This is a genomic window from Nocardia colli (genome assembly GCF_008704205.1).
GTDB lineage: Bacteria > Actinomycetota > Actinomycetes > Mycobacteriales > Mycobacteriaceae > Nocardia > Nocardia colli.
In genome coordinates, this window is the sequence record NZ_VXLC01000008.1 from 168,098 (window position 1) to 192,521 (window position 24,424).

Genomic DNA, 24,424 nt, shown 5'->3' on the forward strand with positions numbered 1-24,424 from the left:
AATGTTTTACACGACCCGGCTAGGCAAGGTTCTCCACCACGACCGGCTCGATGCCTTCGGATGCCGGCAGCGTGAACCCGAATACCTGCCCGTAGAAACTCAGTTCGGCGTCCAGTGCCCGGCGGATGTTCTCCGCGCGGCGGAACCCGTGCTGCTCACCCTCGAAGACCAGGAACGCCACCGGGATTCGCCGCGCACGCAACGCCTCGACGATCATCTCCGACTGATTGAGCGGCACCACCGGGTCGTCGCTGCCCTGCAACACGATCAGCGGCTTGCGCAGCCGATCGACGTGATGGATCGGCGACCGTTCACGATAGATGTCGCGCCTGGCCGGGTATTCGCCGATCAAACCGTCGAGGTATCGACTCTCGAACTTGTGCGTATCGGCGGCGAGCGCCTCGAGGTCGGCGACGCCGAAATGGTCTGCGCCGGCAGCGAATGGGGTGTCGGTCCGGGCGAGTGCGGCGAGCGTGGTGTAGCCGCCGGCCGAACCGCCGCGGATGGCCAGCCGTTGCGCGTCGACCCGGTTCTGCTCGCCGAGCCAGGCGGCCGCGGCGATGCAGTCGGCTACGTCCACGACTCCCCAAGCACCCTTGAGCAGCTCGCGATAAGCGCGGCCGAATCCGGTTGAACCGCCATAGTTTACGTCGACCACCGCGAATCCTCGGCTGGTCCAGTACTGGGTCTGAAGCGACAGCATCGGCAGCGCGGAACTGGTCGGGCCGCCGTGAATCATCACCAGCAGCGGTGGCAGTTCCCCTGCGGGGCCGCGGTAATCGTTGCTCGCGGGCGGATAGAACAGCGCGTGCGCGGTCCGTGGCGCGCCGGAGTCGTCCACCGAGGGAAAGGAAATCGCCTCGGGGACCGAAAACGAGGCCGGGTCGAGACCGAGATCCCGCGGCGCGCGAATGCTCTCGAATTTTGCTGCGCCGGAAGCGAATTCGATCCGGTACACGCCGAGTTCGGTCGCGGGAGTGGCGGCCACCACGACGACGGCGTCCGCACCGACACGCTCGATCGCGGTGATCGCGGAGAACGGCAGGTCCAGATCGGCCACCGACCCATCCGGCCGGCGCAATCCGAAGCCGTCATAACCGTCCCGCCAACGGGCGAAGACGATGCTGCCGTCTTCGAGCACGGCGTAGCGCGACGACCCTAATTGCCAAGCGGGCATACCGATCTCGGCGTCCAGCTCGATCACCGGGGCGACCGTCCCGTCGGACGTCCAGCGGTAGAGATTCCACCATCCGCTGCGATCGGAGAGGAACAACAGTGAACCGTCGGACTGCCAGCGCGGTTCCATCACCGACTCCCCCGGCCCGCCCGCGACGACGGTGTCGGCGCCGGTCGCGAGATCGCGCACCCGCAGAACGGTGTCGTCCCACGGCATGGACGGGTGATCCCACGAGACCAGCGCGAGCGAACCGCCATCTGGACTCAACCGCGGCGCGGCGACGAAATCCGGTCCGCTCACCAGGATTTCCGGCTGCGACGCACGGTCCGCGGACAGCCGCACGATCTCGTTGCGCACATCGATCGCGCCGCGCCCGTCGGCCGGATGGCTTTCGCGGACAGCCACGAGGAATGTGCCGTCCCGGGAGACCTCACCATCGGCGAACCGTTCCCCGCGGGGCCCGGCCGGAACCGGGCTCAGCGGCACCGGCACACCACCGGATTCGAGCCGGTACAACCGCTGATCAGCCCAGTTGGTGAACCACAGCACCCCGTCGCGCACCCACCAGGCCGCGCCGCCGTATTCGTGCACCGCGGTGCGCGCGTTCATGCCGTCCGGCAGCAGATCGGTGACCGTGCCGTCGGCACCGCGCCGCACGATTTGGGTCCGGCCGCCCTCGCTGGGACGCCCCTCCGACCAGTAGACATCGGCGCCGTCGACGCGCACCTCCCACAGCCGAACCGCCGCCGTGACGACGAATTCGGAGGTGATCGAGGTCGGCCAGGATCCGAAGGGCAACTCTGTAACTGTCACCGGCCCAGGCTAACCGGCCGTCCGCTCGATCCGCCGCGTCCGAGACTAGGAGGTGACCGGCGCTCCGATCGAGGGGCCGGAATCCGGCACCCCGGCGTAGTCGGGCAGCTCGACGCCGTTGATCGCCCGATCGATCAGCTCGAAGTCCCATTCGACCTCGGGCTCGGCGCCCGGCTCGGGCTTCGGCGCGGGATTGGTGAGGCTGTGCGCGTGCAACCGGCCGATCTCCTGGTTGGCCTCGACGAACGGACGCATCCGCGCTTCGTAGGCGGCGAACCCGGCCTCGACGTCCCATCCGGCGGCGGCCAGCTCGCCGGCCAGCAGGTAGGCGCCGACCAGGGCCAGCCCGGTGCCCTGCCCGGACATCGGCGACGAGCTGAACGCCGCGTCGCCGAACAGCCCGACCCGTACGCTCGACCAGCGGTCCATCACGACCTGCGCGACCTGGTCGAGGTAGAAATCCGGGGTGCCCCCCAGGTGCGCGAGGATGTCCTTGGTCAACCAGCCGAAGTCGCCCATCCGCTCGCGCAGCAGCCGCTTCTGAGCCTCGATGTCGCGGTAGTCGACGTCGAAATCGGCCGAGGGGAAGGAGAACATGGCCATCGCCCGGGTGGCGTCCTGGATGGGCCGCAGCATGGCGGAGCGCCCGGAATCCTGGTAGTCGAGCAGCCAGCGGTCCAGCCCGAACTCGTTGGGCACGCTGTAGAAGGCCAGCACCAGCCCGAGGTGGCGGACGTACTGCTCGCGCGGCCCGAAGACCATCGAGCGCAGCGCCGAGTGCAACCCGTCCGCCCCGATCACCAGGTCGAAGCGCCGGCGGTCGCCGCCTTCGAAGGTGACGTCGACGCCGTCCGCGTCCTGGGTGAGCTCGGTGATCCGGTCGCCGAAAAGGTATTCGACGCCGTCGCGGGTGTCGTCGTAGAGCACCTGGGCCAGGTCCCCGCGCAGGATCTCGATATCGGCGATGTATCCGTCGCCGCCGTCGTCCTCCACACGGAAGGTCTCCAGCACGTTTCCATCGGCATCCACCGTGTGCGCGCCTGCGGTATCGGTGCAGGCCGCGCGAATCGTCGCGTCCAGCCCCATCCGCCGGATGACCTCCTTGGTCACCCCGCGCGCGTCCACCGCCTGCCCGCCGGGACGCAGCTCGGGAGCGCGCTCGACCACGGTGACCTCGGCTCCGCGCCGGTGCAGCCAGTGGGCCAGCGCGGGCCCGGCGATGCTCGCACCCGCCACCAAGACTTTGATCCCGCTCATCGCCAGACCTGCTCACCCGTGGTGCCGGCGAGCGAGACCTCAAGTCTCAGAATCAGCTTCCGCATGTCAGTGCCTCCGTGTGCTGTCGGTGTATCCAGCTGTATCGACGGCGGACCCACCCGAATTTCATCGGTGCGGCCGAGATCGGGCGAAATGCCCGGAACTAGACCATGCCCGTGCCGACCACCCTAACTTGCCCGAACAAGAGATTTCACTTGCCTGGGCAAGTAATACTGGTCTACCTTATGACTTGCCCAGGCAAGTCAATCTCGACCACGAGGAGTCTTCAATGATCAAGCTCAGCATCTTCCTGACCCGGCGGTCTGACCTCACCCACGAGGAGTTCGTGCACTACTGGACGCAGAAGCACACCCCGCTGATCGCGAGTCTGCCCGGCGGCGAGGTCCCGGTCCGGCGCTACGTCCAGCTCTTACCCACCGACGACGCGATCCCCGGCGTCAGCAGCGTCTTCTACGACGGGGTCGCCGAGGTGTGGGTCGACGACATCGCCGACGCCGCCCGCTGGTTCACCTCCGAGACCTACACCACGACCGTCGCCGCGGACGAGGAGCAGTTCATCGACCGCTCCCTGACCCGCTTCCTCTATACGACCGAGACGCCGATCTTCGGCTGAGCACTCCGCCGGATGGGCGAATAGCTCCGTCATCCGGCCGCCCGGGACCGGTCGATCGGCCGGCAACCGCCCGCGAACATGACGTGTCGGCAACCCGGGTGCATGATGGCGGTGCTCGACACCACGACTCGTCCGCGATATCGCGGGCCGGCGCTTGGTGCTCCCGGCCGAAAGGAAAGTCCATGCGGTACAGCGAATACCGGGCCTACGACGCGGTCGGCCTGGCCGAGTTGGTGGCCAAAGGTGAGGTGCGCCCGGCCGAACTGCTGGAGGTCGCGTCGGCCCGCCTCGAACAGGTCGACCCCGAGATCAACGCGATCAGCCTGCGCATGGACGAGGTCGGGCGGGCTGCGGCCGAAGGCCCGCTGGAAGGACCGTTCGCCGGCGTGCCGTTCTTGCTCAAAGATCTCGGACAGGATTTCGCGGGCTATCCGACGGCATCGGGCACCGGTCCCTTGCGAAAACTGAAGGCCGACAAGAACGCCACGGTGGTGCAGCGGTGGATCGATGCCGGTCTGGTGATCTTCGGCAAGACCACCACCCCCGAGTTCGGCGCCGTCGCGGTCACCGAGACCCGGACCTACGGCGCGACCCGCAATCCATGGAATCTCGACCGCACCCCGGGCGGTTCGTCCGGGGGCTCGGCGGCCGCGGTCGCGGCGGGGATCCTGCCGATGGCCGGCGCCAGTGACGGCGGCGGCTCGATCCGCATCCCGGCGGCCTGCGCCGGGCTGTTCGGGCTCAAGGCCGGGCGCGGGCTGGTCCCGGCGGGTCCCGACTTCGCCGAGCACATCTTCGGCGCCGCCACCGCCGGTGTGCTGTCGCGCAGTGTCCGCGATTCGGCGGTGATGTTCGACCTGCTCAGCGAGCCCGATCCCGGCGGTCCCTACCTGCCGAGCCGGTCCGCCCAGCCGTACGCCACCGCGGTGGACGCGCCGCCGCGCCGGCTGCGCATCGGGTTCACCCATGAATCCCCTTTGGGCACACCGGTTCACGCCGAGGCGGTGCGCGCGGTCGAGGCGACCGCGGCACTGCTGGAACAGCTGGGCCATCACGTCGAGCAGGCCGCGCCGCGGATGGACAGCAGGCAGATGGCGCACGACTTCATGACGGTGTGGACCGCCAACCTCGCCGCCCGCCTCGCGCAGGCCCGAAAGCTCAGCGGCGCAAGCGATTCCGACTTCGACCTGACCACCCGCGTGGTCGCGGCCGGCGGACGCGCCCACTCCGCCACCACATTGATCGAGGCGCACGGCCGGTGGAACACCTACACCCGCGCGCTCAGCGAATTCCACGAAACCTACGACCTGCTGCTCACCCCCACCCTCGCCGAGCCGCCGCTGCGCATCGGCCAGACGAAACCGCCTGCGGCCCTGGAGAAGATCCTGGCCGTCCTGCTGGAACTGCGTGCGGGCACGGCGATCACGCGCACCCCGATCTACCGCGACCTCGTCCTCACCAACCTGGCCCCGGTTCCGTTCACCCAGCTCGCCAATGTCACCGGCCGCCCGGCCATCAGTGTTCCCCTGCACCGCACCGCCGACGGTCTCCCGCTGGGCAGCCAATTCGTCGGCCCGCTCGGCTCCGAATTCCTGCTCCTGCAACTCGCCGCCGAACTCGAACAGACCCAACCTTGGAGTCACCTCGAACCCCCGCTCGCCCCCGCGGCGGTGGAATGACCGAAGCCGACTTCGATCGTCGCATCGAACCGTTCCGGACGGAGCTGCTGGCGTACTGCTACCGGATGCTGGGTTCGGCGCACGACGCGGAGGACCTGGTCCAGGACACCTATCTGCGGGCGTGGCGGGCGCGCGAGCAATACGACGAAACGCGCAGCTCAGTGCGCACCTGGCTCTACCGGATCGCGACCAACGTCTGCCTGACCGCGCTACAGGGCCGAGGCGGCCGACCCCTGCCCTCGGGGCTGGTGGACGCGGCGGATCCGCTCGGGCCGTTCGTCCGGAGAGAGCACGCCACCTGGCTGCAACCCGTACCGGATTCATTGCTGCACAACGGGGATCCGGCCGGCACCGTGATCGATCGCAGCAGCCTGCGCTTGGCCTTCGCTTCCGCTCTGCAACACCTGTCGGCGCGGCAGCGCGGCGCGCTGATCCTGCGTGAGGTGCTCGGCTTCTCCGCGGCCGAGACGGCGGAAATCCTCGGCACCACCGTCGTGTCGGTGAACAGCTCGTTGCAGCGGGCGCGCGCCCGCTTGAAGGAGATCGGGGCCGGGGAACGGAGCAGCGAACCGTCCACGGCCGAGCAGCGCGCCTGGGTCGAGCGCTATATGACGGCGTTCGCACGGGCCGATGTCGAGGCGCTCAAGCGGCTGCTGACCGAGGACGTCGTCATGGAGATGCCGCCGATGCTGAATTGGTTCAGCGGGCGAGGCAACTACGGCCTGTTCATGGAATGGGTCTTCGAAGCTGCCGGGAAGGACTGGCTGCTGGAGCCGGTCACCGCCAACGGCGGCCAACCCGGATTCGCCGCCTATCAGCGCATCGACGGCCACTACCAACTGCACACGCTCCAGATCTTCACGGTCACTACCGAGGGCATCAGCCGGAATTCGGTGTTCCAGGATCCCGAGATCTTCGCGACTTTCGGGCTGGTAACCAGGCGCGACGCTTAGTCCTGCAACGACACTCGGGTGCGTAGGCGCTACTTGCCGTTCGGGTGGCCGACGGTCGCCAGGGCGGCGGTCCAATCGGTCGCGATCGCGCTTTGCGCCTGGGCAAGTGGGACTTTGCCCGCACAGATCAGGCTGTGCAGGCTGTTCTCCACCTGATCTTTTGGATTATTCACGCCGTCTTTGGTTTTGTGCCCCGGCGAGGGCGGCTCGACCCAGAGGTTCTGCGGGTCGTTCGGATCGCCGCCGAGCTCCAGCGAGATCAGGTGGTCGTACTCCGCTTGGCGCGGATCGCCGGTGTAGCCGTAGGACTGGGCGTTGGCCTTCTTCTCCGCGTCGGTGATCGATTCAGCGGGGCGGATCGACTTGGTGTACCCGGATTTACAGACCGTGTTCGCGAGATTCGATTGCGTCACCTTGGGATTCACGGCGCCCGGCGTGCACACCGGGTCCGGCAGTGGTTGCCCAGCCGGTGTCGACCGAACATGGCAACTTCCCGGTGCGGGCTGAGACTGCACGGTGTAGTTCGTCGGGCCGGGGCCGATCGGAATGCCCGCCGCGGGTGGCGCATCCGGTGCGGGACCGACTCCTGGCGCGGCGGGCGGCGCGGAAGTCGTTGCTGTGCAAGCGCTGACGGATAGCGTGACGGTCAATGCGGCCACAACGGGGAGCACGCCGCAGAGCCGACGCCAGGATGGGCGAATGACGAGCAAGCTCCGCTGCCCGCCGCGGGGTTGCCTGCCGATGAAATCCATATCGTCCTCCGCCTTCGATTATGAACGGGCGGAGCTGGATTCGGGCGGTAACCGGTGGTGCACAACGTCAGCGTGCTGCCCGGTTGTCTTCGGTCTGCGGATGCCGCGGCTCAGTAATGCGTTGTCCCACAGTCTTGATGAGGTGTGTTCGGAGTCCATCAGTTTGTTCTCCGCTAGCGGACTGTCGTCGTTCTCGACGGTATCCGGCTCGAACCGCACCAAGGTCAGGCTGTTGCCGCGCAAGGTTTCGACGGTGCGCTGCACGGATGAGGTTTCGCCGCGTCCGATGGCGCACTCGCGCGCACGACCCCGCGATCACGGAACTGATGAGACTCAGCTCACAAACGATGGATTGAATCCTCAACGACCCGATCTGACCTGCCGAGCCGGGTGTACGGCAGGTGAACGCGTGATCACGGCAGACGGATCCGGTCAACTAAAGATTGCCAATAAATAGCTGCGATGATTTTCTATGGGTCACTCATCCGCTGTGGCACGCGCTCCGGTGGGCAGATTTCAAGCTCCTCAGGGGAATTACGGCGTTGATCGAATAGGGAGTCCGGGTAGCGCGTTGGTCGCTATAGATGTGCCAGGGGTTCGTCGGGATGGTCAACGGAGCTGGTTTCGGGGCAGCTGGTTCGAGTGCTTCGTCCGCCATTCATTTTCGTAAGGGGTAGTAGTCGATGTTCGAACCTGATCTCAGCCGGCGACGGCGCCCATGGCGGCGCGCCGGCGTCTCGCTGGTGGCGACGGGAGCTGTGCTGGTGGCAGGCACGGTTGTCCTGCTGACCGATCCGTTCGACGCACCGGCGCAGGCTGGGCCCTACATTCCGTGTGAGCAGTGGCAGCAGATGCATCCCGGCTGGCCTTGCGTCGACGTGCCGGATCCGCCGACGCCACCGCCGGGACCGCCGACGACACCTCCAGCGTTGCCGACTCCGGCCCTGCCCGGTCAGCCTTCCGCCGGGACCGGCGCCGGCAGTCAAGCCGGTGCGCTGACTCCGCCACCGGTCGGGCCCGGCAATGGCACGCCGATCGTGCCGGTGCCGGGAGCCGAGCCCAACGGGAGCATGGGACCGACGGCCGGCGCAGGTCCGAGCCCCGCATTGCCGACCGAGCAGGCGCGGGGCACCACACCGGCACCGTCTACGTCACCCGTGTCGCCGCCGGAACCGGCCGGAGTACCTCAGGGGCCGGTGGACATTTCGAGTCCGGCCTACCGGATGGCCGGGTTGTTCGGTTGCGACTGGACCGACCTCTGGTGCGGTCTGAACAAGGGCTGGGACACGCTGAAGAAATCCGGCGAATGCCTGCTCTCCCTCGGAATCATCCTCGCGCCGTTCACCAAATTCCGCACCGTGTACAAACTGCTGACCGACCTGGCCACCAAATTCCCTAAATTCGAAAAGCCGATCAAGGGACTGCTGACGCAGCTGGAGAAGATCTTCCGGAACGAGAAGGGCAAGGACCTAGTCGACAAGATCTCGAAGACGATCTTCAAATTCCTGGTCGACAACAAGGCGTTACGCACCATTATCTTGGAGGCATTCGGCATCCTGCAGGCCTACAACAGTTGCAAGGGCGCGCTGGAAGGCTGGCTCGGCCAAGAACTTCCCGATCCGCTGGGCAGCGGTGACGGCGACGGCGGGGAAGGTGACGGCGGCGACGCGGGCGACGGTAACGGCTCGAACGAGGGTTCGGCTACCGGCGCAGGTCAGAACGCGCCGAGCAGTCCGCCCCCGAACACGACGATGGCACCGCCGCCGCCACAGCCGACGCAGCAACCGCAGCCGCCACCGACCACTCGGCCGTCGCCGCCGCCGGTGACAGTTCCGCCGCCGACGACAACCCCTAATCCGCCGCCGACCGGTTGCGGTGCGAACCCGGCCTGCCTGGCCTAGCGAGGAGGGAAATCATGCGAATCAACTTGACGAGAACACTTATCGCGCTGCCGTTCGCCGCATTTCTCGCGGCCGGCTGTAGCATCGGAACAAGTGCACCCGCTGCGCCGAATTCGCAATCGGTACAACAGGTCACCGCCGGTGCCGCGCAGCTGGCCACGTTGATATCGACGGGACAGTACAAGGCGGCATACGCGATGCGCTCCACGAAATGCCAGGCCGTGATTTCGGAAGAGGAATACGAGAACGGCATCCGAAACCTGTACGGCGTCAGAAGGGATCTCGTCTCGATCCCGCCATCGATCGTCGTGACATCGGCCGATGCGGACCGGGCCGCGGTTCAGGTGATCTACCACGACGAACCGGCGGCACTGTCCGATGACCGCGGCCCGCGTCGGTGGGTGAAGGAAAACGGCACTTGGAAGTTCGACAACTGCGAATAGCCGACGCTCCCCACCGATCGAGTACAGAACAGGAAGACGAAATGTCCGAACAGAATTCAGGCGAGGCCGGGTCGACCGTGGTCGAGCCGCGTCGCTCGGAGCCGTCGCGCTGGCTCGTCCCGGTGGCGTTGATCGTCGCACTCGTCGCGATCATCGTCGCCGTCGTGGCGGTGCTGTCTCGCGACGACGGCAGCCGAGCGACGTCCGAGTCCGAATCCGCAGTGCAGAACGCGGTCAACAATCTGGTGACCCGCTACAACGCCGGTGACAAGGACTACCTGAAGGCGAACAGTTGCGGCGAGCTCTATGCCCGAACTACCTCGGACACGCTGGGTGGCTTGCTCGACTCGAGTCAGCCCGATGGCCCCGCGACCGCGCGCGCGACAACCAGTCTCAGCGACTTCGAGTACTTCACCCAGACCGGCAAGGCGGCGCAGCTGTACGCGCGAGTCCGGCTCGACTACGGCCCAGGGCAAACTGTCAGCGACCATGTCGGCACCTTTGTGCTCCTGCAGGACGACAAAGGAACCTGGAAGGTCTGCACGGCGTTTCTGCTCAGCACCACGGGCGTAGCCTGAGCGCGACTGCGGACCGAGCAAACGAAAGGAGCGGGGCAATGCCCGAGCGCAATCTCGTCGCGAAATACCGCTGGTGGTCGGTGCTCGCACTCGTCGCGGTAGCCGCCCTCACCTTCCCGCTCTATGGTGACTCGGTTGCCGACTTCGGGCAGGCGCTGGCCGATTCGGGCCGAGCCGACGGCGGGTTCCTCGGCGTGCTCGAGCTTGCCGCCGCCTACGCCATTCTCCCCGTGGTCCTCGCCCTGGGGGCGATCGCCGGTGTGCTCACCGGCCTCGGCAAGCTGATCCTGGTGTTCGTCGCGGTCGGGCTCCTCGGCGCGGTGTTCATACTGTTGCGGCGCCGCTGGTCACGCCGGGGCGCCGCAAATCAGCCACCTCGGCGCGACCCGCACAGCGACTAGCCGGAATCCACTGCCGCTCAGTGGAATCGGATGGGCTGGTGGCATGGACTGAAACACATCGCGTTCCTCGAGCCGGTCACGCAGATAACCCGCTTGACCTCGGGTCGGAAATTCTTTCCGTGGGCGCGATGAGTTCGGGCACCGCCGCCGGTATGTATCCCTGAGTTCGCCGGACACTCCCGGCGAGCCGATCAACAAGGGAGACCTTCCGATGTCGAACCATCGTGCCGCCGACGAGGCCGCGATCCAGGCCGTGCTGGCCGATTCCTATAAGGCGTGGGCGGCGGGCGACGCCGACGCCATGGTCGCCGACTACACCGCGGACGCGACCGCCATCATGACCGGCTCGCTCCGCGACAACCGCGAGGTGATCCGCCAGAGCATGGCGCTGTCCTTCGCCGGACCGCTCGCCGGCAGCTCGACCGTGAACAGGCAGCTCAGTATCCGCTTCGTCGGCGCGGACGCCGCGATCGTCATCAGCGAATCCGCCATCCTGTTCGCCGGTGAGACCGAAGTACCCGCCGACGAGCGAAAGGTGAACGCCACCTGGGTCTTCGAGAAGCGCGACGGCCGGTGGCTGATCGCCGCTTATCACAACAGCCCGGTGCTGGCGCCTGCCCAGTGAGCTGACCGGACGGCCCTCGTCCGTCGACGCGGATGAGGGCCTTGCGCCACGATCGTCGACGCGCCGGGGCGGTCGCTCAATGGCGTGCGGTAACGGCATACCGGGGATCGACCGGAGCGGACTCGGCCTTCATGGCATCGAGGGCAGCGGCGAGAACGGCGCGCTGGCGCACGGCGATGTGTTCGTCGGTGCCGAGTCTTCCAGTGTGGCGCAACCATTCCCGTGCGCGTGCCACCTGGCGGAGGGTCAGGACCACTGGATGGTTACGGGGTGGGGTGCCGTCGGGGTCGGTGACGGAATTGACGATGCGACCGGCCCCGCCCCAGACCAGAGTCGACACGACTGGACGAAGGACCGGCGCCAAGATCGGCCGGAATGGTTGCGGTAGTACACGTTCGGCTCTCAATCCGCTGCGCAGCAAGGCCTTGGTCAGGATGACGGTGTCCTCGTCGGGCGGCGCGAACACGACCGTGGCGGCGAGGTTGAACGCGGCGGCGCGCTCGAGCGAATGCGGCAACAGCTCGTCCGGCACGCCCATGAGATACGCTATCCAGAACCACAATTGGCGGATCGCCTCCAGTTCGTCGTCGCGTAGCGAGATGTCGAACAGCTCGTACATCGCCAGCGGCAGGAGCAGGAACGCCTGCGCGGTGACCGCCATGCCGGTGGTGTGGATCGGCTCGCCCCACGCGGTTCGGTCCCAGCTACCGCTCTCGCGCAGATGGCGCCGAACCATGGCGTGCACGAACCGGATTCGGATGGTGGAGTCGAAACCGGTACCGCCCGGCCCGAGCCTGCCCGGCTCGGTGGCCGCCAGCACCCAGCGGGCGGTTTCCTCGTAGCGGCGGGCGGCCATGATCTCCGAGCGGGAGTTCATCGCCTGCGGCTTGTTGAGATCGCCGTAGGCGTACGCGCTCAGCAGCGTGCCGCCCATGCCGATGATGACGGCGGGCGCGAACCGCCACCACAGCTGTGCGCCCTGGCGGACCTGATCCGGATCGAACCAATCCGGCGGATTCAGCAACGGTGTCAGCATTTCTCGCAGCGAATCCGGGCAGTCGGGCGGGTTCGGATCCCGACTACGCAGCGCCTCCTTGAGGACCCGCCAGCCCGCACCGCGGTCCATGGCCGCGAAATCCGCTACGACCGCGTCGATTACGGAATCGGTTCGGAACAGTCCCCGCACCACGCAATCGACCGCATCGTCGGGTGCGTACTGCCGCGCGCGGTCGATCCGCGCCAACCGCGCCGGGTCGAACGGAATCGAGGAGGTAGTCATGTCTTCGACGGTAGGAAGCCGCTGATCGGACGGACAGGTGACAACCTGTCGGGTGTTTGTTAGTTTCCGCCATATGGGGGAACCGGCTCGTCCCGGGCGGTGGCAGATAGCCCGCCCGGCGGTATCGACACGGCTGCTGCTCGACACCGGCCGCGACCATGGACTGTCCGCCGACGACTGCCTGGCCGGAACCGGGCTGCGCCGAGACGATCTCGATCATCCGCGCGCAGTCGTGTTGCCGGAACAGGAATTACGGGTCATCCGGAACCTGCTCGGATGCGGCGCGGACGCACGGGCGCTCGGCCTCGAAACCGGGCTGCGCTATTCGCTCACCAGCGCCGGCCTCCTCGGCTACGCGATGCTGTCGAGTTCCACTGTGCGCGAGGCGATTCGGCTGCTGCAGCGGTTCACCGAACTCACCTCCGACTTCTTCGACGTCTCCTACACCGAGACCGCGGCCGGCTTGCTCGTGGTCGTCGGCGACGGTGATGTTCCCGCCGATGTCCGGCCCTTCCTCCTGATCCGCGACCTGGTCGCCGGTTTTCAGGTGGCCTCGCTCCTGCTCTCCGCGGGAGCGCGCCAACTGATCGAGGCCATGGACGATCCGGTCCGACTCGAGCTCACCGACTCCGGGCCGGTCGAATACGCCATGATCGCCCAGGCGCTGGTGGAACCGTTCGGCATGTCGATCATCATCGAATTCGATTCGCCCCGTAACGCTTTCACCATCCCGCACGCATTCCTCGACCAGCCGACCCCCGCCCCGGACCCGCATACCGCCGCGCTGTGCGTCCAGCAGTGCGCGGAACTCCTCGACGAACGGTGCCGCTTCACCGGCACCGCGGCCCAGGTCCGCCATCTGCTGTTGCAGAATCCCGCCGCCATGCCCTCCCTCGCCGCGGTCGCGCGCGCACTCGGTCTCTCCGAACGCACCCTGCACCGACGACTTTCAGCCGAACACACCACCTTTCGCGCACTCCTCGGTCAGATCCGCCAACTACTCGCCGACGAGCTACTCGCCCAAGGATTGACGGTAGAAGCAGTCGGCAGACGCCTCGGCTACTCCGACACCGCCGCCTTCAGCCACGCTTATCGCCGCTGGCACGGCCACCCACCCGGCAGGCGATAACCACTCGGCGGGGCTCGTCACATGGGTGCGTCGTTGGTGCGAGTGTTGTAGGTGCGCAGGCCGATTACGGCAGCGATCAGGACGGCGATGCTGCTGGCCAGCAGTGCGCGACCGAATCCGGAGGCCAAGGCTTCGGGCGGGGCCGTCCCAGCGTGCAGCAGGTGGGTGGTGTGGGAGGTCGCGAGGGTGGTCAGCACCGCGAGACCGAGCGCGCCGCCGAGTTGCTGGGAGCTGTTCAGCAGCGACGCCGCGAGTCCTGCCTGGTCTGGTGATACTCCGGCGTTGGCGGCGTTGGTGACCGACACCAGGACCGTGCCCAGGCCGACCGCCACCACCATCATGCCGGGCAGCAGATCGGTCAGGAACTCGCCGTCGACCGGCAGCCGCGACAGCAGAAACACACCGGCGGACGCGAGTACGCAACCACCCACGATCAACGGCCGGGTTCCGATGAGCGGAATCAGCTTGGTCGAGCCACCGGCGCCGATCCCGACCCCGAAGGTGAGCGGGAGATACACCAGGCCGGTCTTCAGCGCGGAGTATCCGAGCACGTTCTGCATGTAGAGGGTGAGGAAGAAGAACATCGACAGGAATCCGGCGATCGCGATCAACTGGGTGGCGTCGGCGGCCGCGAGCCCGCGGACCCGGAAGATCGACAACGGCATCAACGGATTCGGCTGCCGGTACTCGTTCACCACGAACAAGACCAGCAGCACAGCCGCACCCGCGAGCCGGCCGATCGTGCTCAGCGAGTCCCAGCCCGCGTGCGGCGCCTCGACGACCGCATAGACCAGCAGCAACACGCCACCCGTGCTCAGAATGGCACCAGCGGTGTCGAAGTCGCGGCTCGGCGCACGGTGCCGATCATCGGGCAGCAGCCGATAGATCGAGGCGAGCAGCACCGCACAGATGATCGGATTGATCAACAACACTGCGCGCCAACCGAAATACTCGGTCAGCACACCACCGAGCAGGACACCGGCGGTCGAGGCCAGCCCGATCATCGCACCCCAGGCGCCGAGGGCTCGATGCCGATCCGAACCCTCCTCGAAGGTGGTCGTCACCAGCGACAACGCCGCAGGCATCATCAACGCCGCCCCGGCGCCCTGGAACAGACGCGCACCGACGAGCAACAGCGCGGTGGTCGCGAACCCACCGACCAGCGATGCCAGCGCGAACACGACCACGCCGACGACGAGCACCCGCCGACGCCCGATCAGGTCCGCCGCACGACCGCCGAGCAACATGAACCCGCCGTAGGTCAGCAGGTAACCGGTAGCCACCCACTGCAAGCCCGGCTCGGAGAAGTCGAGCCGATGCTGGATCGAGGGTAGTGCCACGTTGACGATCACCGCGTCCATGAAGTCGAGGAACCCGACCGAGCAGAGTAGCGCGAGGATCAGCTTGCCGCGCGTGGTCGACAGGACGGCCGGATTATCCATCGCGCGAGTCATGACAAGGTGCCTCTCTGGAGTGAAAGCATCTCGAACCAGGCGGGTTTCGGGGCCGACTCCGCCCGGCAGGCGTGCCCGTTGCGCGACACCCCCGGCTGGTTGATAAAATCAAGCTTGATGGATGAAGTCAAGCGTAGGCCGAAAAGTCCCCGCTCCTACGAGCAGTTCTGCGCCCTCGCGCGCGCCCTGGATCTCGTGGGCGAGCGCTGGACGCTGCTGATCGTGCGTGAGCTGCTCCCCGGCCCGATGCGCTACTCCGAGTTGAAGACGTCACTCGCCGGGATCGCGACCAACCTCCTGGCCGAGCGGCTGCGGACGCTGGAGTCCAACGGCATCGTGCAGCGACAGCTCGGAGCGGCGGGCGTCCAGTACGCCCTGACGCCGTGGGGCGCGGGACTCCAAGAACCGATGGAGGCGCTCGGCCGGTGGGCCGCGCCGTTGCTGATGACCGGGCGTAACGGCGATTCGTTCCAGCCGCGCTGGCTCGCACTGGCCCTCCCTGCCCTGCTGCGGGGAATCACCGCGACTCCACCGGTGGAACTCGGCATCGACACGGACGGATTCCGCCTGATCCTGCGCGTCGACGAGGACGGTCCCCGCGCGGTCGCCCAGACCGACCAGCAGCCGGACACGATCTTCACCGCCATCCCGGACGTTGTCATCGGGCTCGCGGCGGGCGGACTCACGATCGATCAGGCCCTCGCCCTCGGCGATCTCCGCGGCGACCGGCGAACCCTCAGCGCGGTGTTCCTGCCGGGACGGACGATCGACGCAACCGGAGTTCCGCCGGTGACGAACGACTGACGGCACCTCCCGAAATCTAGCAACGCTAGACAATGTAGCGAGCGGATGTTACCGTTGCTCCAGCTTCTAGCGCTGCTAGATTTCGGGAAAAGGAAGTCGAAATGCTCATCGTCACCGGCCAGATCATCGCCGCCGTCGCCGTCCTCGCCAATGCCGTCGTCTACGGCACCGATGTGTGCGGGGCGGTGATCATGCGGGCGGTGTATCGCAAGCTCGATGACGCGACCGTGACCGTGAGTGCGGGCTGGGGCCACTATTACGGCGACAAGCGCATGCCGGTTATCGGTGCGGGCGGTGTGATCACCGCGGTGCTGACGCTGCTGTTCGCGCTGTTCGCCGGGCAGGCCGGAGCCGCAGTGGCGGCGGGGATCACGGTGGCGGCGCTGCTCACTTGGCTCGCCCTCTACGTCCGCATCGCCAAGCCGATCAACACCCAGCAGACCGCCGCCGCGCAGAGCGGCATCATTCCCGCCAATGCCCGTGCGCTGCAAGACAAGTGGGACAGCATCCTGAAGTACCGGGTCAGCTTGCAGTTCATCGCCATCGCCGGACTGTGCGCCGCGCTGATCCTGTTCTGATCTACCCCTGATATCGAATTCACCGAGGAGACCGACATGACCTTCACCGTCAACGAACAGCAGTTCCTCGCCGAGGCCGGGATCGGCCGGCTGGCCACCGTGTCGCCCGACGGCGTGGTGCAGAACAACCCGACCAGCTATCGGGTGAACGCCGACGGCACGATCGACATCGGCGGCATGCGGATGCGCGCCAGTCGAAAGTTCCGCAACGTCGAAGCGGGCAGCCGGGTGTCGTTCGTCATCGATCAACAGGTTTCCGTGGAGCCCTACGTGATTCGCGGCATCGAGGTGCGCGGCACGGCCGAGGCGCTGGACGACGAGGAGCCGCCGTTCCCGCCGCAGGAACGCGCGGTCATCCGCATCCACCCCGACCGGGTCATCTCCTGGGGCCTCGACGGCGGATCCTTCGACTTCACCAGTCGCACCGCCGAGTAGTCAGTCCGGCCTGCCCGTCAATCCTGCTGCGCCAGAAACGTTTCGACCAGCGGCAGCAGCAGATCGGTACGCCGCAGCACACCCATGTGGGTGGTGCCGGGCAGGACGGCCAACTGCGCCCCGGCTCCGGGGCGACCCGGGCGTACGCGTCCTGCCACTGCTGGAAGTCTTCTTGCGTCGGCATCCGATCCGCGGAATCGCCGGGCTGCGGACTACGGATTTCCGGGTGGTAGCCCGCGGACCGGTAATGCGTGGCGGCGGCCACCAGCCGGCCGACCCGCTCCGGATGGCGCATCGCCACCCGCAACGCGGTCAGCCCGCCGAGGCTGAACCCGAACAGATCAACCCGCTCGAGGCCGAGTTCGTCGAGCAGGCCGGCGATATCGTCGGCGAGGTTGTCCAGCGTGAGGTCCCGCTCGATGTCGGCAGTGTGGCCATGGCCCTGCAACTCGACCGCGATCACCTGCCGCCCGGCCGCCAGCGCAGGCAGGATCGCCCCGAACGCCACGTCGATGGTCATCAGACCGCCGTGCAGAACCACCAATGGGATACCGAACTTCGTGTCAGCGGGCGTGTCAGGTCGGCGTCAGGTCGGTATCAGCCGACCTGGCGAAGGTAGTTCCAGTGACCGGCTGGATCAACCCACCGACACACACCGACCGAAAGACACAGGAGTTCAGCCATGACCACCTTCCAGACCCCGGACCCGATCGCCGTCACCATCGACGTGCTCAGCGGCGACGTCACCGTGATCGCCACCGACCGGACCGACACCGTCGTCACGGTCCGGCCGGCCGACGCAGCGAAGAAGGGTGACGTACGCGCCGCCGAACACACTCAGGTCGCGTTCGCCGCGGGCACCTTGACTGTGCAGACACCGAAAGACTGGCGCACCTACACCCCGTTCGGCGGCAACCCGTCGGTCGCGGTGACCGTCGAGGTGCCCCTCGGCTCCCAGCTGAAGGCCAACGCCGGCGTGGGCCGGTTGACGGGCATCGGCGAACTCGGCCGATCCGACCTGGAGATCGCCGCCGGCGACATCATCGTCGAGCGCCCGAGCGACTCGGTGACCGCGAAGGTGGCCAAGGGCGACATCCGGATCCGCGAGGCGGCCCGCGGCGTGCTCCGGCTGGAGACCTCCATGGGCGAGCTGGAGGTCGGTATCCGCGCGGGCAGCGGCGTGCAGCTGGAAACCAACGCCAAGCACGGCGCGGTGCAGAACGTGCTGGGACCGGTCGGCGGCACTCAGGAGAACGCCGAAACCGTGCAGGTCATCGCCCGAAACTCTTACGGCAACATCATCATTCGGCACGCCGCCTGACCGATCCGGCCTTCGCCCCAGCAATCCGAGAGAAACGAAACCATGAACCTCCAGAACACCACCCAGGATCGTCCGGAACTCCAGCAGCTCATCGAGCAGATCGTCGAATCCGGTTTCACCGGACTGACCCTGCGGGTCGACGACGAGCAGGGTGAGTGGACCGGCAGCGCCGGTGTGAGCCGCCTCGGCGAGACCGCCAAGCCACCGATCGACGGGCACGTCCGAATCGGCAGCAACACAAAGACATTCACCGCGACGGCGGTGCTGCAACTGGTGGCCGAGGGCAAGATCGCGTTGGACACCGCCGCGGTCGACTACCTGCCCGAGTTCGAGCTCGACCCGCGCATCACCGTGCGCATGTTGTTGCAGCACACCAGCGGCATCTTCAACTTCACCGGCGAGTACGCCGCGGACGGGACGGTGGCCCCCGGCATCCCCTCCACCATCTCGGGCAAGGAGTGGGTGGACAACCGGTTCACCACCTATCCGCCGGAAGACCTTGTGCGCCTGGCGTTGTCCAAGCCGAGCAAGTTCGAGCCCGGTACGGACTGGAGCTATGCCAACACCAACTACGTGGTGCTCCGGCTGCTGATCGAGAAGGTCTCCGGGCGTTCCTACGCCGAGGAGATGCAGCGGCTGATCCTCGGGCCGCTCGGCCTGACCGGCACCGTCACCCCGACCACCCAGATCGAGATCGCCGAACCGCACGCCCACGCCTACTACCGCTACGACGACGGCGGCGTGGAGAAGACGATCGACGTCACCGAACACAATCCGTCCTGGATCTCCAGCGGCGGCGACATGATCTCGACGACGCAGGACCTGCACACCTTCATCGCCGCGCTGACCGGCGGCCGACTCCTGCCCGACGCACTGCGGACCGAAATGTTCACGCCGGAAGCCAAAGTCGGCTATGGGCTCGGCGTTTTCGTGCAACCCGTGGGTACTGACGGTGACGTCGTCATCACCCACAACGGCGGCGCCGCAGGCCACGGGGCGCTGATGTTCAGCACACCGGACGGCAAGAAAACCATGACCGCCGCCTTCAACTACGTGGACGACGCCACCCTGTCCCTGTCGGCGGCCTTCCAGGCGGCGATGAAGCTGCTCGTCGACGCGGTGTTCGGCGGTGCGCGGTGAACAACTCGGCAATCGCGGCCACCGGGCTGCGCAAATCCTTCGGGGGCAAGACCGTCCTCGATGGCATCGACCTCAATATCGGTGTCGGAACGATATTCTCGCTGCTCGGTCCGAACGGTGCGGGCAAGACGACAACGGTGAATGTGCTCACCACGCTGCTGAAGGCGGACGGCGGCACGGCACGGGTCGCGGGGCACGATATCGCGACCGAGACGAAGGCGGTGCGCGCATCGATCGGAGTCACCGGGCAGTTCGCCGCGGTGGATGATCTGCTGACCGGCGAAGAGAACCTCCAGTTGATGGCGGACATCCACCGCCTGCGCGGCACCGAGAGCAAGCGGGTGATCGCCGAACTCCTGGAACGGTTCGATCTGGTGGAGTCGGCGCGCAAGCGAGCGGCGACCTACTCCGGCGGTATGCGCCGCAAGCTGGATCTGGCGATGACGCTGGTGACCAAGCCGGACATCGTGTTCCTGGACGAGCCGACCACCGGCCTCGATCCGCGCAGCCGGCGCACCATGTGGGACATCGTGCGGGGCTTGACCGCAGGCGGCGTGACGATCTTCCTCACCACCCAGTACCTGGAGGAGGCCGACCAACTCGCCGACCGCATCGCGGTGCTCGACCAAGGTCGCATCGTGGCCGAGGGCACCGCCGACGAACTCAAGCGCCGGGTGCCGGGCAGCCACGTCCAGCTCCGCTTCACCGACGTCACGGAACTCGATGCGGCGCAACAGATCCTGCCCGACGCCACCCGCGACGACGAGGCGCTGGCCTTGCGCGTGCCGGGCGACGGCGGGTCGAAATCGCTGCACCACCTGCTGGATCGGCTCGCCGCCCATTCGATCGAGGCCGAGCAGGTCTCGGTGCACACTCCCGACCTCGACGATGTTTTCCTGTCCCTGACCGGTCACGCAGCAGCGGAGGCTAACGCACAATGAGCACCATTTCCCTGTCGGTCACCCCGCTGGCCGATTCATCGATCATGTTGCGCCGCAACTTCAAACACATCGCCAGAACGCCGGTCACGGTATTCAACGCGGCACTGATGCCGGTGGTGATGATGCTGATCTTCGTGTACGTGTTCGGCAGCGCCTTCGACGTCGGCGGAAACTACATCGACTACGCGACGCCCGGAATGATCCTGCTGGCCATCAGTTACGGGTTGTCGGGCACCGCGGTGGCGGTGAGTTCGGACATGTCGAAGGGCATCATCAATCGGTTCAAGGTCATGGATGTCTCCCGCGGGGCCGTCCTGACCGGGCACGTCGCGGCGACCATCCTGACCAACGCGGTCGCCATCGCGGCCGTGCTCGGCGTGGCCCTCGCGCTCGGGTTCCGTTCGCCCGCAACCGCACTCGACTGGCTCGGCGCGATCGGCATCATGGCGGCGACCTCGTTCGCGGCGTCGTGGCTCACCGTCGCGCTGGGGATCTCGGCGAAGACCCCGGAGGCCGCGGGCCTCACCGTGGTGCCGCTGATCATGCTGCCCTTCCTGAGCAGCGCGATCGTGCCGGCCGACAAGATGGGGCAGGGTGTGCGGCAGTTCGCGCAGTATCAGCCGTTCACGCCGATCATCGAGTCACTGCGCGGGTTCCTCACCGGCCACCCGTCCGGCGGCTACACCGCCGCCGCGCTCGGCTGGTGCGCCGCGTTCGCCCTGATCGGATACCTGTGGTCGCGGCACACGTTCACGAAGCGAGCGTAGTCGCGACCAGCTCACGCCAATCCGCTTGCGCCCCTTCGTTCATCGCCTCGGTGAAGCTCGCTTCGCCGAGGCGATCTCGTGCGCTCTGCTCGATCCTGGCCACGTCCGGATGGGACCGATCCGGCAGTCCGCGCACGCCGGCGCTCGCCGCGAGTAACCGCACAGCTTGCTCGTTCCGATCCAGCCGCAGGGCCAGGTCCGCGATTCCGACCAGCACCTGGGCGACGAGGGGTGCGTGCCCCGCCGCCGAGGCCGCCTGGAACGCCGCCGCATTCTCGGCGCGGGCTTCGTCGACCGAGTCGGCGAGGTAGCCGCGCATGCCGTGGATCATCGCGCCGACCGTCGGCTGTTCCGCGTCTTTGCCCAACAGTGTTGTCGCGACCTCGATTTGGTGGTGCGCCTGGTCGAGGTCGCCGCTCCAGCGGGCCAGCTCTGCCTTCGTCAAGGCCAGCTCGGCGAGTGCGTTCGGCCAAGCCGCCCGGTCCGCATATCGCTGCGCCTCGTCCATCGCGGCCGTGCTCGCGGCCGAATCTCCGGCGAGCCAATACAACTGCGCCTGCCGCGCCCGCATCTCGACGATGTTCTCGATCGCGCCGACCTCGGTGACCACCGCGATCGCCTGCGCGTAAAGCTCACAGGCACCGGCGAATTCGCCGCGCATGGCGATCCGATTGGCCAGCTCGGTCAGCGCGAACGACATCCCCCAGCGCTCGCCGATGGCCCGGAACTCGGCCAGCGCCGCCTCGAGATACGCGTCCGCCTCCGGGCCGTCCTGCCCGAGCACGATCCGCATCTTGCCCATTTGCAGCCGGGCCAGCGCCCGCACCCAGGGATCCTCGGCGGTGAGCAGCGGTTCGAACGCGGTCAGCAACGCCTCCGGGCCCTGCAACATGCGTTCCAGCGCGTCGATGAACGCCAGCAGCGGGTGCGCGGTCTGGCTGAGCTGGTTGAACCGGTGGGCCCGGCGGATCCACTCCGCTACGTCGTACTCGTCGTTGCGCCCGGTGCTGGCGAAATGCGCGACCAGCCCGTAGACCATGGCCCGGGTCGCGTCGTCCACCTCGCCGGACATCTCCGCGGCCGCGGTGAGCAGCTCCATGCCCTCGGCTTTGTGCCCGCCTAGCCACCAGTACCAGCCCGCCTGCACGGCGAGCCGCATCGCGCCGATCGCCTCGCCGGCCGCGAGCGCGCCGCGCATGGCGACCGCGATGTTGTCGTGCTCGGCCTCGAGCACGGCCAGCCACTCCAGCTGCTCGGCCCGGCGCAGGTGCGGTTCGGCGGTCGCGGCGAGTCCGGTGAAGTAGGCGAGATGCGCCCGGCGCGTGGCATCCGACTCCCCCGCCTCGGCCAGCCGGTCCGTGGCGTACTGCTTGATCGTGTCGAGCATCCGGTAGCGCGGCTCGCTGTCCCCGCTGCTGCGCAGCAGCGATTTCTCGGTCAGCGCGGTCAGCAGCTCCAGCACCTCCCACTGCTCCACCTCGGCGCCGACGCACACCTGTTCGGCCGCTTCGAGACTCGCGCCGCCGGCGAACACCGCGAGCCTGCGCAGCACCGCCCGTTCGGCGTCGGTGAGCAGCTCCCAGCTCCAGTCGACCACCGCGCGCAGCGTCCGATGCTGCGGCAGCGCGGTCCGGCTGCCGCCGGTCAGCAGCCGGAACCGGTCGTCGAGGCGGTCGGCGAGCTGATCGAGGGACATGGTGCGCAGCCGGGCCGCGGCCAGTTCGATCGCCAGCGGGATGCCGTCGAGGGCCCGGCAGACGCGGGCCATGGTGGCCAGTGCGTGGGCATCGGTCGCGAGGTCTTTGCGCACCGCGCCCGCTCGGTCGCGCAACAACTGCACCGCCGGGGAGGACTCGATCTCGTCCGGGTTCGCGTCTTCGGTAGGCAGGGCCAGCGGTTCGACCTGCCATAACGCTTCGCCGGTGATGCCGAGGGGTTCTCGGCTCGTGGCCAGGATTCGGAGCCGCTGGCATTCGCCGAGCAGCCGGTGCGCGAAGGCCGCCGCGGCGTCGATGACGTGCTCGCAGTTGTCCAGGATCAACAGGGTTTCGCGCTCGCGGATGGCGGCGACGAGCCGGTCCATCGGTTCCGCGCTCGTCGCGTTGCCGAGCAGCGCGTCGCGCAGACCGAGCGCGGCGAGCGTGGACTGGGCCACGTCGCCGCTCGCGCCGAGGGACGCCAGTTCCACCAGCCAGGCGCCGTCGGGCAGGTCGTCCAGCATGGTTCGCGCGGTTTCCACGGCCAGCCGGGTTTTTCCGGAGCCGCCGGGCCCGGTCAGCGTGGTGAGGCGGTGGTCGGCGATGAGTTCGCGGACGGCGGCGACGTCGGTGAATTTGCCGATGAATTCGGTCAGCTCGGCGCGCAGGTTCGTCTTGCGGTCTGTCTCCTTCGCGCCCACTTCGCCGCGCAACAGTGCGACGTGCAGGGCGGACAGCTCGGGTGAGGGGTCGACGCCCAGCGTGTCGGCGAGTTCCTCGCGGGCGCGCTGGTACACGGTCAGCGCCTCCGCGCCCCGGCCTGCCGCGCCGAGCGCGCGCATCAGCGCGGCGACGAGCCGTTCCCGGGCCGGATGCCGGGCCACCAGCTCGGTCAGCTCGGTGACCAGGTCGGCGTCGCGGCCGAGCCGGATCTCGGCTTCGTAGAGATCTTCCAGTGCGGCCAGATGCAGGCCCTCGAATCGGGCGACCACCGTGTCGACCGCGGTGTTGTCGCGCACGTCGACGTCCTGCATCGGCGCGCCGCGCCACAGCTCGACGGCCTCGCGCAGCAGTTCGGCGCGATGCGCGTCGCCACCACCGCGGGCCTGGTCGAGCAGCCGCTCGAAGCGCACCGCGTCGACGGCGTCGGGCGACACGGTCAGGCGATAGCCGCCGGCCTGCACGTCGAGCGAACCGTCGGGCAGCGCCCGGCGCAGCCGAGACACCAGGGCCTGCAACGAATTCGCCACCTCCGACGGCGGCTGCTCACCCCAAATCCAGTCGACCAGGGTCGTTTTCGGGACCGCGCGACCGGGTTCGAGCGCGAGGGCGATCAACAGCGCCCGCAGCCGCGCACCTGGTACCTCTACCGATCCGCCGTCCGCTAGCCGGATCTCGAGCGGTCCAAGTATTCCGATCTGCACCGGACCATTCTGCCGTGCATGGTCGACGATCCTCGGTCCACCCTGGATAACCACTGCTGAACCCGCAGCCCACCGTGTCAGGTCGATATCAGCCGGGCTGGCGACAGTATTCCCATGAGTCAAGACATTCCTGTCCCGCACGGCTGCCGATGGAACGCAACGCGGGGCCGTTCGACCCGCCCCGCGAGATCACCGCACTGCGCGCGGTCCGGCCGGTCAGTCCGTTGATCTTTCCCGATGGT

23 protein-coding genes are annotated in these 24,424 nt (G+C 67.5%); 16 read left to right on the forward strand and 7 right to left on the reverse strand.

Going from position 1 to position 24,424, the window contains the following annotated elements:
• Positions 1-19: 19 nt before the first annotated feature.
• Entirely contained in the window at positions 20-1,990 is a 1,971-nt protein-coding gene (locus tag F3087_RS19700; protein WP_150403465.1) for a S9 family peptidase, read from the reverse strand.
• Between the two features lie 45 nt (positions 1,991-2,035).
• Positions 2,036-3,247, reverse strand: a complete 1,212-nt coding sequence (locus tag F3087_RS19705) for an FAD-dependent monooxygenase (RefSeq protein ID WP_191094056.1) — start codon at positions 3,245-3,247, stop codon at positions 2,036-2,038.
• Positions 3,248-3,536: 289 nt separating this feature from the next.
• Between F3087_RS19705 and F3087_RS45995 the strand changes: the two genes are divergently transcribed.
• The 3 genes from F3087_RS45995 (at position 3,537) to F3087_RS19720 (ending at position 6,513) form a co-directional block, all read left to right on the forward strand.
• Positions 3,537-3,881, forward strand: a complete 345-nt coding sequence (locus tag F3087_RS45995) for an EthD domain-containing protein (protein WP_191094057.1) — start codon at positions 3,537-3,539, stop codon at positions 3,879-3,881.
• Positions 3,882-4,063: 182 nt separating this feature from the next.
• Complete coding sequence (locus F3087_RS19715; RefSeq protein WP_150403467.1) at positions 4,064-5,560, forward strand: amidase; 1,497 nt, start codon at positions 4,064-4,066, stop codon at positions 5,558-5,560.
• The gene (locus tag F3087_RS19720; protein ID WP_150403468.1) at positions 5,557-6,513 is read left to right on the forward strand and encodes a sigma-70 family RNA polymerase sigma factor; all 957 of its coding nucleotides are present in this window, start codon (positions 5,557-5,559) and stop codon (positions 6,511-6,513) included. Before F3087_RS19715 ends, F3087_RS19720 begins: the two co-directional genes overlap by 4 nt.
• 29 nt (positions 6,514-6,542) lie before the next feature.
• Here the strand turns inward: F3087_RS19720 and F3087_RS46660 are convergent, their stop codons facing one another.
• Positions 6,543-6,926, reverse strand: coding sequence for a hypothetical protein (locus F3087_RS46660; RefSeq protein WP_223885211.1), 384 nt, complete (start codon positions 6,924-6,926; stop codon positions 6,543-6,545).
• A gap of 1,022 nt (positions 6,927-7,948) precedes the next feature.
• Here F3087_RS46660 and F3087_RS19730 point away from each other — a divergent pair.
• From F3087_RS19730 to F3087_RS19750, 5 genes are all read left to right on the forward strand, one after another.
• Complete coding sequence (locus F3087_RS19730) at positions 7,949-9,166, forward strand: hypothetical protein (RefSeq protein WP_150403469.1); 1,218 nt, start codon at positions 7,949-7,951, stop codon at positions 9,164-9,166.
• Between the two features lie 14 nt (positions 9,167-9,180).
• The gene (locus F3087_RS19735) at positions 9,181-9,609 is read left to right on the forward strand and encodes a hypothetical protein (protein WP_150403470.1); all 429 of its coding nucleotides are present in this window, start codon (positions 9,181-9,183) and stop codon (positions 9,607-9,609) included.
• A gap of 41 nt (positions 9,610-9,650) precedes the next feature.
• Entirely contained in the window at positions 9,651-10,187 is a 537-nt protein-coding gene (locus F3087_RS19740; protein ID WP_150403471.1) for an Rv0361 family membrane protein, read from the forward strand.
• A gap of 38 nt (positions 10,188-10,225) precedes the next feature.
• Positions 10,226-10,588, forward strand: coding sequence for a hypothetical protein (locus F3087_RS19745; protein ID WP_150403472.1), 363 nt, complete (start codon positions 10,226-10,228; stop codon positions 10,586-10,588).
• Between the two features lie 211 nt (positions 10,589-10,799).
• A complete protein-coding gene (locus F3087_RS19750; protein ID WP_150403473.1) occupies positions 10,800-11,213 on the forward strand; it encodes an SgcJ/EcaC family oxidoreductase in 414 nt (137 codons plus the stop codon).
• Positions 11,214-11,289: 76 nt separating this feature from the next.
• On the opposite strand, the gene F3087_RS19755 is transcribed toward F3087_RS19750, so the two are convergent.
• Entirely contained in the window at positions 11,290-12,492 is a 1,203-nt protein-coding gene (locus F3087_RS19755) for an oxygenase MpaB family protein (protein ID WP_150403474.1), read from the reverse strand.
• Between the two features lie 73 nt (positions 12,493-12,565).
• Here F3087_RS19755 and F3087_RS19760 point away from each other — a divergent pair, with 73 nt between their 5' ends.
• Positions 12,566-13,621: an AraC family transcriptional regulator gene (locus F3087_RS19760; protein ID WP_150403475.1), complete on the forward strand. Its 1,056-nt coding sequence runs from the start codon at positions 12,566-12,568 to the stop codon at positions 13,619-13,621.
• A gap of 17 nt (positions 13,622-13,638) precedes the next feature.
• Here the strand turns inward: F3087_RS19760 and F3087_RS19765 are convergent, their stop codons facing one another.
• Positions 13,639-15,075, reverse strand: a complete 1,437-nt coding sequence (locus tag F3087_RS19765; RefSeq protein ID WP_150403476.1) for an MFS transporter — start codon at positions 15,073-15,075, stop codon at positions 13,639-13,641.
• A gap of 117 nt (positions 15,076-15,192) precedes the next feature.
• Between F3087_RS19765 and F3087_RS19770 the strand changes: the two genes are divergently transcribed.
• The 3 genes from F3087_RS19770 (at position 15,193) to F3087_RS19780 (ending at position 16,892) form a co-directional block, all read left to right on the forward strand.
• A complete protein-coding gene (locus F3087_RS19770; protein WP_150403477.1) occupies positions 15,193-15,879 on the forward strand; it encodes a winged helix-turn-helix transcriptional regulator in 687 nt (228 codons plus the stop codon).
• A gap of 101 nt (positions 15,880-15,980) precedes the next feature.
• Complete coding sequence (locus tag F3087_RS19775; protein ID WP_150403478.1) at positions 15,981-16,457, forward strand: DUF1772 domain-containing protein; 477 nt, start codon at positions 15,981-15,983, stop codon at positions 16,455-16,457.
• A gap of 36 nt (positions 16,458-16,493) precedes the next feature.
• Positions 16,494-16,892: a PPOX class F420-dependent oxidoreductase gene (locus tag F3087_RS19780; protein ID WP_150403479.1), complete on the forward strand. Its 399-nt coding sequence runs from the start codon at positions 16,494-16,496 to the stop codon at positions 16,890-16,892.
• Here the strand turns inward: F3087_RS19780 and F3087_RS19785 are convergent.
• A complete protein-coding gene (locus F3087_RS19785; protein WP_223885236.1) occupies positions 16,870-17,433 on the reverse strand; it encodes an alpha/beta fold hydrolase in 564 nt (187 codons plus the stop codon). The two genes, F3087_RS19780 and F3087_RS19785, sit on opposite strands and share 23 nt — an antisense overlap.
• Before the next feature lie 141 nt (positions 17,434-17,574).
• Between F3087_RS19785 and F3087_RS19790 the strand changes: the two genes are divergently transcribed.
• From F3087_RS19790 to F3087_RS19805, 4 genes are read left to right on the forward strand one after another with little or no spacing between them, the layout of a single operon-like run.
• Positions 17,575-18,213 carry a DUF4097 family beta strand repeat-containing protein gene (locus F3087_RS19790; protein ID WP_150403480.1) on the forward strand — a complete coding sequence of 213 codons (639 nt, stop codon included), beginning with the start codon at positions 17,575-17,577 and terminating at the stop codon, positions 18,211-18,213.
• Between the two features lie 42 nt (positions 18,214-18,255).
• Positions 18,256-19,353, forward strand: coding sequence for a serine hydrolase domain-containing protein (locus F3087_RS19795; RefSeq protein ID WP_150403481.1), 1,098 nt, complete (start codon positions 18,256-18,258; stop codon positions 19,351-19,353).
• The gene (locus tag F3087_RS19800; RefSeq protein WP_150403482.1) at positions 19,350-20,294 is read left to right on the forward strand and encodes an ATP-binding cassette domain-containing protein; all 945 of its coding nucleotides are present in this window, start codon (positions 19,350-19,352) and stop codon (positions 20,292-20,294) included. The genes F3087_RS19795 and F3087_RS19800 overlap by 4 nt, the downstream gene beginning before the upstream one ends.
• The gene (locus F3087_RS19805; RefSeq protein ID WP_150403483.1) at positions 20,291-21,061 is read left to right on the forward strand and encodes an ABC transporter permease; all 771 of its coding nucleotides are present in this window, start codon (positions 20,291-20,293) and stop codon (positions 21,059-21,061) included. The genes F3087_RS19800 and F3087_RS19805 overlap by 4 nt, the downstream gene beginning before the upstream one ends.
• Here the strand turns inward: F3087_RS19805 and F3087_RS19810 are convergent.
• Positions 21,045-24,182 carry a BTAD domain-containing putative transcriptional regulator gene (locus F3087_RS19810; protein ID WP_150403484.1) on the reverse strand — a complete coding sequence of 1,046 codons (3,138 nt, stop codon included), beginning with the start codon at positions 24,180-24,182 and terminating at the stop codon, positions 21,045-21,047. The genes F3087_RS19805 and F3087_RS19810 overlap by 17 nt on opposite strands.
• Between the last annotated feature and the right edge of the window lie 242 nt (positions 24,183-24,424).

Bases quoted from the DNA above. Each gene is read 5' to 3' on its own strand.
- F3087_RS19720 (WP_150403468.1), top strand. From the start codon at position 5,557: ATGACCGAAGCCGACTTCGATCGTCGCATCGAACCGTTCCGGACGGAG.
- F3087_RS45995 (WP_191094057.1), top strand. From the start codon at position 3,537: ATGATCAAGCTCAGCATCTTCCTGACCCGGCGGTCTGACCTCACCCAC.
- F3087_RS19775 (WP_150403478.1), top strand. From the start codon at position 15,981: ATGCTCATCGTCACCGGCCAGATCATCGCCGCCGTCGCCGTCCTCGCC.
- F3087_RS19715 (WP_150403467.1), top strand. From the start codon at position 4,064: ATGCGGTACAGCGAATACCGGGCCTACGACGCGGTCGGCCTGGCCGAG.
- F3087_RS19750 (WP_150403473.1), top strand. From the start codon at position 10,800: ATGTCGAACCATCGTGCCGCCGACGAGGCCGCGATCCAGGCCGTGCTG.
- F3087_RS19735 (WP_150403470.1), top strand. From the start codon at position 9,181: ATGCGAATCAACTTGACGAGAACACTTATCGCGCTGCCGTTCGCCGCA.
- F3087_RS19760 (WP_150403475.1), top strand. From the start codon at position 12,566: ATGGGGGAACCGGCTCGTCCCGGGCGGTGGCAGATAGCCCGCCCGGCG.
- F3087_RS19745 (WP_150403472.1), top strand. From the start codon at position 10,226: ATGCCCGAGCGCAATCTCGTCGCGAAATACCGCTGGTGGTCGGTGCTC.
- F3087_RS19740 (WP_150403471.1), top strand. From the start codon at position 9,651: ATGTCCGAACAGAATTCAGGCGAGGCCGGGTCGACCGTGGTCGAGCCG.
- F3087_RS19805 (WP_150403483.1), top strand. From the start codon at position 20,291: ATGAGCACCATTTCCCTGTCGGTCACCCCGCTGGCCGATTCATCGATC.
- F3087_RS19795 (WP_150403481.1), top strand. From the start codon at position 18,256: ATGAACCTCCAGAACACCACCCAGGATCGTCCGGAACTCCAGCAGCTC.
- F3087_RS19705 (WP_191094056.1), bottom strand. From the start codon at position 3,247: ATGAGCGGGATCAAAGTCTTGGTGGCGGGTGCGAGCATCGCCGGGCCC.
- F3087_RS19755 (WP_150403474.1), bottom strand. From the start codon at position 12,492: ATGACTACCTCCTCGATTCCGTTCGACCCGGCGCGGTTGGCGCGGATC.
- F3087_RS19765 (WP_150403476.1), bottom strand. From the start codon at position 15,075: ATGACTCGCGCGATGGATAATCCGGCCGTCCTGTCGACCACGCGCGGC.
- F3087_RS19780 (WP_150403479.1), top strand. From the start codon at position 16,494: ATGACCTTCACCGTCAACGAACAGCAGTTCCTCGCCGAGGCCGGGATC.
- F3087_RS19770 (WP_150403477.1), top strand. From the start codon at position 15,193: ATGGATGAAGTCAAGCGTAGGCCGAAAAGTCCCCGCTCCTACGAGCAG.
- F3087_RS19730 (WP_150403469.1), top strand. From the start codon at position 7,949: ATGTTCGAACCTGATCTCAGCCGGCGACGGCGCCCATGGCGGCGCGCC.
- F3087_RS19790 (WP_150403480.1), top strand. From the start codon at position 17,575: ATGACCACCTTCCAGACCCCGGACCCGATCGCCGTCACCATCGACGTG.